This is a genomic window from Methanothermobacter sp. K4 (assembly GCF_022014235.1).
GTDB lineage: Archaea > Methanobacteriota > Methanobacteria > Methanobacteriales > Methanothermobacteraceae > Methanothermobacter.
The window spans coordinates 220,019-233,847 of record NZ_JAKLTD010000001.1; the positions used below are offsets into that span (position 1 = coordinate 220,019).

Below are 13,829 nucleotides of genomic sequence, written 5' to 3' on the forward strand. Positions count from 1 at the left end.
ATCACCTGGTATAGTAGTCCTTCACCCTGACGGTGTCATTGAGGTGTGGCGTTGATACCTCATGGAGTATAGTATTCTCCATTGCCACGATTGAGTGTCTCTCACCGGGCTCAATTCTGATGGTGTCGTTCTTGCTGAAGTACTCCTTCCTGTCCTCGAATTCAATGTACCCTGAGCCTGATATTATGTACATGGTCTCATCCTTCTTCTCATGGTAGTGGAAGGAGGTCCTGTAGCCCTCCCTTATGAATAGCTCCTTTGTGAGGTACTTCTCTGTGTCTATTAGGACCTTCTCATAGCCCCAGGGCTTGTCCTCCCTGTTACGGTACTCCTTGCGTATCTCCTCCAGCTCCTTGGATGTGTCTATTGCCATCCAGAAGAGTCCGTCCTCCCTGTAGTAGCCGAGTTTGTTTTCACTTGCCATGAGCGGGAAGAGTGTTTTCTCAATATCACCTGACTCGAAGTCCCCGAAGTCCAGCTGCCCCCTGGAGAAGTACACACCTGCATTTATGTAATAGTCAAGGAGTGGTTTCTCCCTGAAGCTGATTATCTTGTCCCCGCTGAGTTCCACTATACCGTAGGGTGACTGCATCTTGGTTATGAAGATTGTGAGGGGGTAATCTGACATCTCCCCCAGGTGTATCATCTTCTTTATGTTCAGGTCTGCCACCACATCCCCGTTACGTATTATGCACTGTTTATCTCCATCGATGGCCTCCATGCCCAGCCTTATTGCGTTGAGTGTTCCCAGGGGTTTCTCCTCCCTTACATATTCCAGTCTGAGGCCCTTGTACTCATCACCATATCTCTCCTCTATTTTATCCCCAAGGAATCCCGTAAGGAGGTATGTTTTCCTTATACCTGCATTTTTGAGGTCGAATAGCTGTTTATCCAGGATAGTATAGCCCTCTTTTATTTCTATGAGTGGTTTGGGTATTTTTTCTGTTAAAGGTCTCAGTCTCTTTCCAAATCCACCGCAGAGTATCATTCCAACGGTTTCGGCCAATTAAATCACCTTCTCAATGTTTCTCCTCAGGGCATCTCCAAAGTCTGATGCAACGGTGGTGCTCTGTCCCAGGGTCCTTGCATGTGCATCCAGTTCAGCCACCACATGGGTGTATCCTAACTTTCTGAGTGGTTCAACAAGTCTCGGCCCGTCTGTAACGGCGACGGATTCAAGTTCCAGCTCCTCAACAGGCAGGGCATGGGGGACACCTGATACGACTGCAAATTCTATTTTCTCATCCTCCAGTATCTCCGCTGCCCTTTTACCTGTTACAGGGTATTCGTCGAGACCCCCTGTTATGTAATCAACACGGTTGCCTGCCTCCTCTATTTTCACTAGTATGTTCTCTGCATGTCTGCGTATCCTTGGAAGACCTGTGTTTCTGTCGAGATTTGCGATTATAAGAGGAGGGTTATCAGGGTTTACTGAGTTAAACGGGAGTGTCAGGGGATCTGAAAATAGGTATGATGTCTCCTTCTTGGCGTTAAGTACAAATGCAACTCTTTCACCATTTTTTATTGCCTCAAGGACCCTTAATGCCACCTCATCCTTGTCATCACCATAGGAGGGGCGTATGTACTCACCCTGTGCCATTCCCCTTGTCTTCTCAATCTCAGTTGCAAGTTTGAGCATCTCTATCTGCCTCTCGGCCTCCTCCATGGGTATTATTCCCTGCTCTGCAGCCGCTTCAAGGACTATTATGGCCCCCTCGGTGTTGTCACCCTCACCGAATCCTCCATGGGATTCAACCGTTAGAACCTGTGCAGGTATACCTGCCCTCTGGACCGCCTCCCTGAGGTCCTCGCCTATTATCATGCTGGCGCAGGTTCCAACAACACCCACAAGTTCAGGTGAAAACATCTCATAGGCCTTTCTGAGTGTCTCTGCCAGTTTATCCGAGGCCCCGAATATGAAGTCCTGCTCTGACATTGCAGTGGTCAGCACCCTCACCCCATCGGTTTCAAGGAGCCTTCCTGTCCTGAAGCAGCACCCATGGGGGCCGTGGAGAATTATAACGTCAGCATCTAGGTCTCTGAGTGTGTAGAGTGATGCTGCTATTGGGCTGGGTCTTGGATGCAAGTTCTCTCACCTCATAGTTCATATCCATGGACTGATTGATATCCATCACCACAGCGGGTTCTCTCACCCCACAGTTCATATGGACTGATTGATATCCATCAGCTCAGGTTCCCTCATAGTTCATATCCATGGACTGATTGATATTCATTTAAGTCAAATTAGTATATAAGGATGGTTACCATGATCATAGATAACCCTCTGATGGGAATATACCTTGAAAGACCCAACAGGTTCACCATGGCTGTTGATGTTGGTGGTGAAAGGAAGCTGGCCCACCTTAAGGATCCTGGTAGGCTCAAGGAGCTCCTTATACCTGGAAATGAGGTCCTAATTAGGAAAGCCGCTGGAAAGGAAAGGAAAACCGAATTTGATGTCATAGCACTCAGAAGGGGGGATGAATGGGTCCTTGTGAATTCCGGTTTCCACAGTGACATCGCCGCCAGCCTTATAAAATCAGGCCTTATTGAAGAATTTCATGGTTTCGCGGTGAAGAAAAGGGAGTACAGATTCGGGAGAAGCAGAATTGACTTTCTTCTGGCATCAGAGTCTGAAGAAATGCTTGTTGAGGTTAAGGGCTGTACCCTTGTAAATGGTGAGGTGGCACTCTTCCCTGATGCCCCCACACTGAGGGGAAGGCGGCATGTTGAGGAGCTTGCATCTGCACTCTCCATGGGCTATAATAGCAGCGTTCTTTTCCTGGTTTTTGGTGAGAATGCACGTTTTTTCTCTCCAAATATTGAAATGGACCCTGAATTCTCATATGCGCTTAAAGAAGCCCATGATAAAGGTGTGAATGTGATAGCATATTCCTTCCGCACTGTTCTTGACTGTTCTGTGCTTGTTGAGCCCGTAAGGCGGATCCCCCTTATATGGCCATAAGTCCTGTGATCATGAGCCTATGTATTCAATCAGGCGATCTATCTCATGGGTTTTCCCTATCCCCAGAATTATATCGCCTTTCTGGAATACGTAATCCCTGGGTGGGTCTATTATGAGTTCGTCGCCCCGTCCCACACCAATTACTATCACACCTGTCCTCTCATGGATGTCTGCATCAAGGACTGAAATGCCCTCAATGGGACTTTTTGGGGGCACCGGGACTTCAACCATCCTCCTTGTGGATCCCTCTGCAAGGACGTCCTGTACAAACATGGCCTCATAGCCATCATCAATGCTTTTTGACATAAGCCTACCAGATATAACAAATGGCGAGATGACCTGGTCGGCCCCGGCCATCCTGATCTGCTCGATGTTCTCATAGCGTTCGGCCTCGGCTATTATCCTCACATTGGAGTCGATTTTCCTTATCCCCAGTATGCAGTGTATGGTCTCTGAATCAGACCCCATGTCCACTATAACCGCCCTTGCACCCCTTACATTGGCCTTTTCAAGGTCAGATATCCTTGTTGGGTCTCCATGTACAAAGTTGGCACCATTCTTGAGGACCGTCTTCCTGACACCCTCATCCTCAGCGAGCACAAAGACCTCGCTTCCGCCCAGCTCCCTCAGGCACTCGAGTGTGCTCTCACTCCAGCCACATATAACCACATGTTTTGATTTAACCACGTCTATCAGCCCCATAAGCCTCATCTGCTGTCTCTTTATCAGGAGTTCAAGCAGTGTTTCAACTGCAATGGCAAATGTCCCTATACCCAGGACTATGAGGGTCACGGTGAAGTACATCCCCAGTGGTGTTGAGGGACTGTAGTCCCCGTAGCCCACGGTCCCTATGGTCACGAAGGTCCAGTAGAATGATACCGTCCATGATTCACCTTCAATGAAGTGGAATCCGAGAGTTCCGTAGGCGATGACCACCACTGCAAGGAGGAATATCCGTGCAGCAGGGACCCTCATAACCCGGGGGAGGTGTTTCCTTATTATCTCAATTATGAGCACCATTTCCATTACCCTGCCCGGTTATGGGGATCCGCGCCTTGTGAAGAATATGTATGCCAGGACCACGGCAACAATCAGGACAATCACAATAGCTGCAAGAAGCCACCAGCCGCCAGAGCCCCCCTCATCGTCATCATCATCGTCAAGATCGGTTTTGAGCTTCTTTGATGAACCCTTAAATCCACTGAATCCTCCCTTACCCTTGATTGTGGGTTTCACGGAATCTAAGTCCTGTGCAGCGCATGCTTCAAGGGCGCCGGCAAGAAATACCATCAAAAGCATAAGTGCAATCCATCTCATTCAGGCACCTCCTCTGGGATACATTTCTAATTTGCATTATTAAAAAATTTCTGAAATAGTCTGGTCAGCTCAGGATTAAGTTTCCGGTCTCATCTCTGAGAAAAATATCTGATCATCTCAGCCTCCTCTGGATTGACTTCCTCGCCTCATCTGTAAGAAAAACCAGTGGCGCGAAAAGGATGATCATCAGCCATTCAACCGGTTTCAGTGGCTGTGTTCCGAAAACCGGCTGCAATGGGGGCAGATATATGACCATCAGCATCACGATGATGGCGAATATCATGCCCGCAGGTATCCACCTGTTCCTCAGAAGCCCCACCTTCAGTGCTGAGGAGCGGGTGGTCTGTGATGAGAGGAGATTGCCCATCTGGGCCATCACTATACCTGCAAAGACCACAGTGGTGGCCCTCATGTATAGGGGGTCATCCGCCGGGAGGCTCTGACCTGGCACCCATCCTCCAGCTGAGAGCACAAGGAAGTATGCCATCATCACAAGGAATGCCTCAATGGATCCCGTGAAGAGGTACCCCCTGAGGAGGACCTCAAGGTTAAGTAGTCTCTCCCTGACCGGTCTTGGTGGCCTCTGCATCACATCGGATTCAGGTGGGGATCTTCCCAGGGCAAGGGCAGGCAGCGTATCGGTACCAAGGTCTATTGCAAGTATCTGCATTATTGTTATGGGGAGGGGTATCCCGAAGAGCACCATGAGGATGAATGGGACTATCTCTGCGGTTTCATGTGAAAATATGTAGGTTATGAATTTCCTTATGTTCTCATATACCGTCCTGCCCTCCCTCACCGCAGTTACAATGCTTGCAAAGTTGTCATCTGCGAGTACTATGTCAGCGGCCTCCTTTGCAACGTCGGTGTCGCTACCCATTGCAACGCCAATATCAGCCTTTCTGAGGGCCGGGGCATCATTCACCCCATCGCCTGTCATTGCAACTATCTCCTCGGCATCCTCAAGAACGGAGGCTATCCTCATCTTGTGTTCAGGGACTGCCCTTGCAAATATTATGTTCTCCTCCTCAGAGAGTATCCTTAGAAGTTCTGGGTCTCCCATTTCATCCAGTTCCTTTCCCTTTATCACCCTGTAGCTGTCGCCCTCTATTATTCCAAGTTCAGCTGCTATTGCTGCGGCGGTGAGACCATAATCCCCTGTTATCATTATTATCCTTATACCTGCAGTTCTGCACTGCCTCACAGCCTCCTTCACACCCTCCCTGGGCGGGTCATACATTGCAGCCATTCCGACCAGTGTCAGTTCCCTTTCAACGTTCTCCGGCGTGTAATCCTCGAGGTCCTCTGGAAGTTCTCTGTAAGCGAATGCAAGTACTCTGAGGCCCTCAGAAGCCATTCTGTCATGTATATCTATGATGTTCCTTTTTTCATCATCATCCAGTGGTCTGGGTATTCCATCCACTGATATCCTCTCTGATAAATCTATTATCTTCTTGGGGGCACCCTTGACGTAGGCCACTCTTTTACCTGATTTTTCATGGATGGATGTCATTGACTTTCTCTTTGAATCAAAGGGGAGCTCAATTATCCTGGGCATCCTCTCAAGTTCCCCCTCAAGGTCAAAGCCTATCTTCTCTGCAGCCACGAGAAGCGCGCCCTCCGTTGTGTCCCCAATCACATGCCAGCCCCTTTCGTCTCTTACAAGTTTTGCGTCGTTGCAGAATGACGCGGCCCTCATCAGGAGCCTTATCTCCCTTACCTCCCTGTGGGTTACAGTTTTTCCATTGCAGAGGAATTCACCCTCTGGATTGTAGCCTGAACCTGTGACCTCCACGACCCTGTAGGGTATCCATATCTTCCTTACTGTCATCTCACCCCTTGTCAGGGTCCCGGTCTTATCTGTGCAGATTATTGTTGTGGATCCCAGGGTCTCTACACTGGAGAGCCTCTTCACAAGGGCGTTCTCCAGGGCCATCTTCCTTGCTGATGCTGCAAGCGCCAGGGTTACGCTTGGTAGAAGACCTTCAGGTACATTTGCAACCATGAGTCCTATTGCAAAGATCATTGCAGTCTCAAGGGGGAGTTTGACGATGTAGAGGTTGACTGCGAAAAGAACTATGCCCATTGAAACTGCTAGAATGCTTATGATACCTGCAGCGCGGGATATCTGCCTCTGAAGGGGGCTTGGCTCCTCCCTTACCTCCTGTGTGAGGGATGCTATCCTGCTGAATTCTGTATCCCCCCCTGTTGCGAATACTATGGCCTTCCCTGTCCCTGATACCACCTGTGTACCTGCAAATACGATGTTATCGATATCTATATAATTTTCAAATTTTTTAACTGGATGTGATATCTTTCTGACCGGCTTTGATTCCCCTGTGAGCGTGGATGCATCGATCTTGAGCTGGCTGGATTCAACTAGCCTTGCATCTGCGGGGACAGTGTCCCCCTCCTCCAGAAGGATCAGGTCACCGGGGACCACCTCAGCTGCCTGGATCACAGTTTCATCTGAACCCCTCATAACCTTAACCATGACCGGGAGAATATCCCGGAGGGCCTCTGCAGCCTTCTCTGCCTCGTATTCCTGCCAGAAACTGAAAACCGCGTTTATGATTATTACAAGTATGATTGCAACCGCCAGCTGATTGTTGCCTGTGATGAGTGATAATATCGCTGATATCCAGAGGAGGATCGCCAGGACATTGTAAAGGTTGGAGAGAAAGAGAAGTATGTGTGGTTTACCCCTGAATTCCTCGAGTTGGTTGGGGCCATATTTCTTAAGGCGCCTTTCAGCCTCAGGGGGGTCAAGGCTCGCTGGTGAAGTCTCAAGCCTCCTGAAAACCTCTTCCTCGTGAAGCTCATGTATATCATCCATTGCCTTCACCATCAGTTACACTTGAAACTTACCACTCAATTTAATAATTTTCAGTAATATTTAATGTTTCACCATACGCTGTTCCATATGGAGAATGCCACGCCAGTTACACTTGAAACTGACCACTCAATTTAATAATTTTATGTAATACTATCTGCCACATATTATGCTTATTATGTCCCCATCCTCAAGTTCATGATCCGCCGCAACCCTCATCCCCTTCCTTGCATCCACCGCGTGCATGAAGGAATCCCCTATCTCGGTGTGTATCAGGTAGGCAAGGTCCCTTGGGCCTGAACCGCGGGGAACCAGCAGCGCATCAGGGAGAACATTGCCCCTCTGATCAGTGAAGTGATGTTCATCCTCAACCGGGAAGACAACTATCATATCCAGAAGATCAAATACCACCCTGTTGATTGCCTCCTGGACACCCGTGCTCCCGTAGACCTCAAGGACGTTTTCACGGATATACTCAAGGGCTGCCCTCTGCCTGTCGGTGAGCCCTGACCCATCAACAATCTCAAAGTCCCCTGCCCCTGGTGTGTAACTAATAAGCCCGGCCTCTGATGCCCTTCTGAGGGCAAGTTCAGCCTCTGCAGATGCCGGTACCACATGGGGGTAGGAATCCATGAGGCGTTCAATGTTTTTCCGAGCCTCTGGAATGTCGGCCTTGTTTGCAACTATCAGCATGGGCTTTGCTATCCTGAGGAGTTCATCAAGAAATTCCAGGAGTTCATCCTTACCCCATGAGTAAACATCTGCCTCCACCTTCCTTGATGCCTCGATGATATCCTCGGGAGTTATACCTGTACCTGAGAGCTGTTCATGTATTATGCGATTCATATCAAGCTTCTCTGATGCTGCCTTCCTTAAAAGGCGTTCCCAGTTCTTCTCAAGGATGCCGTAGAGCCACATGGTTATTTCGTCCTCAAGGAACTGCACATCCTCCATAGGGTCATGGCTCCCTGGCTCAACGGGTCTTCCCTCCTCGTCTGTTGAACCTGAGGCGTCTATTACATGCAGGAATGCTCTGGCCTGTCTGAGATCATCCAGGAACTTATTTCCAAGGCCCCTGCCCTCATGGGCCCCCGGGACAAGACCCGCCACATCGATGAGTTCCACAGGGATCAGTCTGGTGCCATCAATGCATCGTGAGTTTTTGGGGTTGCACTGGACCCCAAGCTCCTGGCAGGGGCACCTGCAGGATGCATAGGCAACTGCATGGTTGGCATCGATGGTGGTGAATGGATATGATGCCACCTCTGCCTCTGAGAGGGTGGCTGCGTTGAAGAAGGATGATTTTCCAACGTTGGGTTTTCCTGTGACTGCAATCTGAATCATTGTTACCACATTAATAAATGGTCATGAAACAATTATATATGTTGGTCCTGAATAATATCCGTTGAACTGAATGCGCTGGTTGTGGATGGTCATGGTGCTCTATATAGTGGGTATAGGTCCCGGTTCATCTGATTACATCACCCCTGCCGCTGCTGCCGCTGTGGGGGAGTCTGATACTGTATTTGGGAGTAGAAGGGCCCTTGAACTGTTTCCTGATGTGAATGAAGCTGTAGTGGTGGGTGGTGGGGATATGGATGAAAAGCTTGAAATGGCGGCTGAGCTTGCAGTTTCAGGTAAGGTTTCGGTGCTCTCAACAGGTGACCCCGGGTTTTCAGGTGTTCTGAAACCAATTAAGAGGATACTATCAGAAAAGAAGCTTGACGTTGAAATTCAGGTTATTCCTGGTGTGAGTTCCGTCCAGCTCTGCGCTGCAAGGCTCCTTATTCCCTGGGATGATGCTGACATAGTCACATTTCACGGCCGAAGTGAGGAGAATATAGTGCATATTCTTGATAACGGGAGGCCAACGATAATTCTCCCATCAAGGACCCCCTCTGATACCGCCAGGTTCCTTATGGAAATTGGTGTGGATCCAGAAAGATTTGTTGCTGTCTGTGAAAGGCTCAGCTACCCTGATGAAAGGATTGTTAAACTGAAACTCGGGGAACTGGCGGTATCTGAATTCAGCTACATGTCAGTCATTGTGGTATTCTGAAGAGACCTATGAATTTCTTTTAATCTGATGCTGGACCTGATAAATTACACTGAAGCTTTCTATTTCTTTGATGAATTATCTGATTTCAGCTCGGGTACTCCAGTAACTCATGGCACGCCATAACTCTATTTTATTCAGATTTCAGTAAGAAATTTATTTAATAACCAATGAAATGACTGAAATTCTTGAAAAAACAGATGAGTCCCTAATAGGGAGCATATAATACATATAAGTATTCTTTTAATAAAAATTCGCGTTTTAAACTAATATTTCAATGTTTAATGCATTCTAACAGTTCTAAATAAATAATATTTCATTATAGATCTATTTTTCAGTTTTAAAATTAAATAGTAAACTTTATTCATTATAAACAGAATATAAAATGTAATGTTTTCGGGAGGTGATAATCATTGATTCATGTAAAAAGTTTTTCTGCTCTGATCTGCGGGCTCCTTCTCATGCTCGTCCTTCAGGGCTCAGCCTTTGCTGAATCAAATTACACCATGGACTACTCAACCTACCTTGGTGGTGATGTGGTTGATGAGGCCCGTGACGTTTACGTTGATGAATCCGGTTACATCTATGTGACCGGTTCAACTCACGTCAATGGAGCCAAGGATGTCTTCGTGGCCAGATTCAACACATCAAGACAGGTCATATATTACACGACCTTCGGCGGGGGTGGAGACGACTGGGGACACAGAATCATCGCAGATGCAGATGGATACGCCTATGTTGCAGGCGAAATAAGTAGGGCTGGTGTTGAGGGCAAGGATGCGTTCGTGGCACGGATAGACCCCCTTGGCAAAATCGAAAGGATCACATATATTGGCGGATCCAAGTATGACGTTGCAAAGGGTCTTGCAATGGATGGGTCCGGAACCCTCTATGTGAGCGGATACACCATCTCAGAGAACCTTCAGGTAACAGATGATGCTTACCAGAAAATCAATCATGGCGGTTATGATGCATTCATTGCCAAACTCGACCAGGACCTCACCGTTATTTACCTGAGCTACCTTGGAGGATCATGGGACGACTACTGCCAGGGACTTGCCCTTGACAACAACGGGAACATCTACATTGCAGGGTACACCTACTCTGATGATTTTCCGGTAACCTTCGATGCGATCTCACAGTATAAGAGTGGTACGAATGATATTTTCATGTCAAGATTCACACCACAGATGAGCTTTGACTACTCAACCTACCTTGGAGGTTCAGGACAGGACATGTGCCACGCCATTACCTCCTATGGTGGCCTCATCTACATTGCAGGTAAAACCAATTCCACCGACTTCCCCATAACCCCTGTGACTGCATACCAGAGGACAAAGAAGGGCCTTTCAGACGGATTCATCATGGCATTCGATGGTGAGGACGTGACATACTCAACCTACTTCGGTGGAACCGGTGATGATTCAGTATATGGAATTGCACCCGACAGGTATGGAAACCTCTACCTGACAGGTACAACATCCTCATCTGACTTCCCCCTGACACAGGGAGCATTTGACAGGTCACTGAACGGTGTGGATGCCTTTATCACAAAATTCAGCATTCCACGAAACGTCCTCTACAGCTCCTACCTGGGTGGGATCGAAGCGGATCATGGCTATGCTGTTGCTGTTGACCCCTACCAGAACATCTATGTTGCCGGGAAGACCTGGTCAAACAATTTCCCTGTAACATCAGATGCAAGAAAAACTAAACTTACAGGACTATCAGATGGTTTCCTCACAAGGTTCACGCCGTTCTTCATAAGCAACCTCACTGTAACACCTGCAAATGGAACAGCACCTCTATTAATTACAGTGAAAGGTAAAATAACCAACTGGGGGGATGCCAGTGGATGGTACCGCCTCGGCCTCTACGTTAACGGATATGAGGTCTTATGGCAGTGGATAGAGGTGGGATCAAAAACAACAAGGGACTTCAGCTTTGATTATCTGCTCAGAAACAGCCGTACATATTCCGTTACCGTGAACAACTTCCAGCCGTTCACTGTCAGGGCATTCAGCGGCCCGCTCATAATCCCTGAAAATCTTACAGTACTACCACGTGCCGGGACAGAGCCCCTCAGGGTTAACGTAACTGCTGATATTGTCAACTACGGTGATCTTCCTGACACATACACCGCCGGCCTCTACGTCAATGGAATTCTCGTTGATAGCAAAAATGTGACTGTTGCTGCAAATTCAAGGGTCAGGGTATCCTTCAACAGGACCCTTGCCGCTGGTATACATGAAATAACCATAAATGACCTCGAACCCCTCACAGTCAACGTCATGGAGGGTGAAAAGTTCCTTGTGGACGGTTTCAGACTGACACCGGAAAGTGGTCTTGCGCCGCTGAATGTCATGGTCACCGCGAATATCACCAGCATAGACTCAAGGACAAGGAGTTACACAGCCATAATCTATGTTAATGGAGTGGAGGTCCATGAACAGACATTGGATGTTCCTGGTGGAAGCACTGTACCGTTCTCTGCCATGATAACACTCCCTGAAAGTGGAATCTACACCATATCACTCAACAACGCCACTTCAGGCACAGTCAGGGCCCTCAGTGCAGCTAGCTTCAGCCTCACCAATGTAACAGTAACGCCCCTGGAGGGTAAATCACCCCTCAATGTCACCGTGAACGCCACAGTCCGGAACCAGGGAGACCTTCCAGGTGATTTCACCGTTACCGTCTACCTTGACGGTGTCGCATGGGACAGCCGAACGGTCACCGTCCCGGGAAGGTCAAGTGTTAAGGTTTCAATTAAGAATCAGCTCATGGTCCCAGGGGAGTACAATCTCCGTGTTAACTCCGGTGAAGAGGTTAGAATCAGGGTGCTTGATCCTGACCCTGTGTTCGGGGGATTCGCTGTTACCCCCGGAACCGGCGTGGGTACACTGAACGTCACAGCACTCCTCAACGTTACAAACCCCTATGATATGGTCATAGGGTTCACAGCAAGGCTCCATGTCAACAACCAAACCGTCCAGGAGAACACGGTCAGCCTAAACCCCGGTGAAACAAGGGAAATCTTAATGAAAACAACACTGTTGCCTGGAAACTACAGTGTTGGAATAAATGGATTCACAAGGAATGTCAGGGTCCTTAAACCGGCGAATATAACCGCCTCAGATTTAACTGTCACCCCCACATCAGGCTTCAGCCCCCTTGACCTTGCAGCATCAGCTAAACTCAGAAATACAGGGGAGGTCGATGGGGAGTACACCGCAACCCTATACATAAATGGTGCGGCTGTTGATACAAGAACCGTGACAGTCCCTGCAGGCGGAACATCCCAGGTGAGGTTCAACCACACCCTGAATGCTCCAGGAACATACCTTGCCGGCATAGGGGCACTTGCACCTGTAACCGTGAGGGCGCTCAGTGAACCTGTGGTCTCAAACCTCAATGTAACTCCAAGTTCAGGTGTTTCACCACTCGTATTCAACGTAACAGCAAGGATCAGCACAACTGAGGCTGGAAGCGGCAACTACACCGTAAGGCTATACATAGACGGAGTGAACGTTCAGAATAAGACTGTCCAGCTTACCGGACCTGGTGCCTCCACGGTACTCTTCAGGGTGGAGCTCAGTGACCCTGGAACCCATGATGTCACGGTTAATGGCCTTGCACCGGTGACTGTGAGGGTATTGAGGCCTGCCGCATTCACAGTGGACAACCTGGTGGTTTCACCACACGAGGGGGTTCTTCCCCTGACCATCGAAGCATCTGCAAGGGTCTCCAATGTCGGTGACGTTTCAGGCAACCACACGGTAAGACTATACATTGATGGGGTACCTGTTGCATCAAGGACCGTGAACGTGGCTGCTGCTGGGGAGACCACCGTGACATTCAGATACACCATAACACAGCGGGGCAACCATACCGTTACCGTTGACACACTACCCGCTGCAAACGTCAATGCATTGAAACCAGCGACACTTGAAATAGGGTCCCTAAATGTGACACCATCAAGTGCCGTGGGATCAGCAACCGTCGAGGTTGAAGCAGAAATCCAGAACACTGGTGACGTTGAAGGTGACTTCACAGTTCCAGTCTACCTCAACGGCAATCTCATCGGTACCTACACGGTGAGGGTTGGACCCCATGAGGGTGCAGTGCTAAGATTCCAGAGATACATCTCATCTCCAGGTGTGTACACATTCAGCATCAACAACCTGAAAACCGCCACAGTTTACGTGAACCCCCCAAAAAGGACCTACAGATTCACATTCAGAAACACCGGAAGTTACACCACAACAGTGACCTACTATGTCACAGTTTACTCATCAGACGGTTCGAAACTGGCATACAGGACCTACAAATTTACACTGAAACCTGGAGGATCCTACACTGCAACCATCGGCTACTACCCGTACGATGCAAGAATCGTTACAACAAGGAAAATCTACAACCCAAGCAGGTACACGAGAACCATAAGGTTATCTGAGACCTTCAGGGCGGATACACTGTCAGCAACCCTCAGCCACGCAAAGACGATCAGGGGTTACAGTTACGCGTACATAAGCAGGACATTCAGGGTGGTTGATATGCGAATAACCGTAACCTGATTTTATTTATTTTTTTATCTGAAAAGCAACTAATTCCTAAATATGCGAATAACCGTAACCTGATTTTAGTCTATCTAAAAA

9 protein-coding genes are annotated in these 13,829 nt (G+C 48.4%); 3 read left to right on the forward strand and 6 right to left on the reverse strand.

What is annotated here, in order from left to right:
* Window position 1 precedes the first annotated feature (1 nt).
* Both L5462_RS01185 and cfbD read right to left on the reverse strand, forming a co-directional pair.
* Window positions 2-1,006, reverse strand: a complete 1,005-nt coding sequence (locus L5462_RS01185; RefSeq protein WP_237779014.1) for a sugar phosphate nucleotidyltransferase — start codon at window positions 1,004-1,006, stop codon at window positions 2-4.
* Window positions 1,007-2,086, reverse strand: coding sequence for a Ni-sirohydrochlorin a,c-diamide reductive cyclase catalytic subunit (gene cfbD / locus L5462_RS01190; RefSeq protein WP_237779015.1), 1,080 nt, complete (start codon window positions 2,084-2,086; stop codon window positions 1,007-1,009). It lies immediately after the preceding gene.
* Between the two features lie 180 nt (window positions 2,087-2,266).
* On the opposite strand from cfbD, the gene sfsA reads away from it, so the two are divergent.
* Entirely contained in the window at window positions 2,267-2,965 is a 699-nt protein-coding gene (gene sfsA, locus L5462_RS01195) for a DNA/RNA nuclease SfsA (RefSeq protein ID WP_237779016.1), read from the forward strand.
* 9 nt (window positions 2,966-2,974) lie between these two features.
* On the opposite strand, the gene L5462_RS01200 is transcribed toward sfsA, so the two are convergent.
* The 4 genes from L5462_RS01200 to L5462_RS01215 form a co-directional block, all read right to left on the reverse strand.
* Window positions 2,975-3,985, reverse strand: a complete 1,011-nt coding sequence (locus L5462_RS01200; RefSeq protein WP_237779017.1) for a TrkA family potassium uptake protein — start codon at window positions 3,983-3,985, stop codon at window positions 2,975-2,977.
* A gap of 18 nt (window positions 3,986-4,003) precedes the next feature.
* Window positions 4,004-4,282, reverse strand: a complete 279-nt coding sequence (locus L5462_RS01205) for a hypothetical protein (RefSeq protein WP_237779018.1) — start codon at window positions 4,280-4,282, stop codon at window positions 4,004-4,006.
* A gap of 112 nt (window positions 4,283-4,394) precedes the next feature.
* Window positions 4,395-7,118 (reverse strand): cation-transporting P-type ATPase, encoded by a 2,724-nt coding sequence (locus tag L5462_RS01210; RefSeq protein ID WP_237779019.1) that lies wholly within the window; start codon window positions 7,116-7,118, stop codon window positions 4,395-4,397.
* Between the two features lie 150 nt (window positions 7,119-7,268).
* Window positions 7,269-8,459, reverse strand: coding sequence for a redox-regulated ATPase YchF (locus L5462_RS01215; RefSeq protein WP_237779020.1), 1,191 nt, complete (start codon window positions 8,457-8,459; stop codon window positions 7,269-7,271).
* 91 nt (window positions 8,460-8,550) lie between these two features.
* Between L5462_RS01215 and L5462_RS01220 the strand changes: the two genes are divergently transcribed.
* Together L5462_RS01220 and L5462_RS01225 are read left to right on the forward strand one after the other, a co-directional pair.
* Window positions 8,551-9,174 carry a cobalt-precorrin-7 (C(5))-methyltransferase gene (locus L5462_RS01220; protein ID WP_370636996.1) on the forward strand — a complete coding sequence of 208 codons (624 nt, stop codon included), beginning with the start codon at window positions 8,551-8,553 and terminating at the stop codon, window positions 9,172-9,174.
* A gap of 410 nt (window positions 9,175-9,584) precedes the next feature.
* Window positions 9,585-13,748: an SBBP repeat-containing protein gene (locus L5462_RS01225; protein ID WP_237779022.1), complete on the forward strand. Its 4,164-nt coding sequence runs from the start codon at window positions 9,585-9,587 to the stop codon at window positions 13,746-13,748.
* Window positions 13,749-13,829 lie beyond the last annotated feature (81 nt).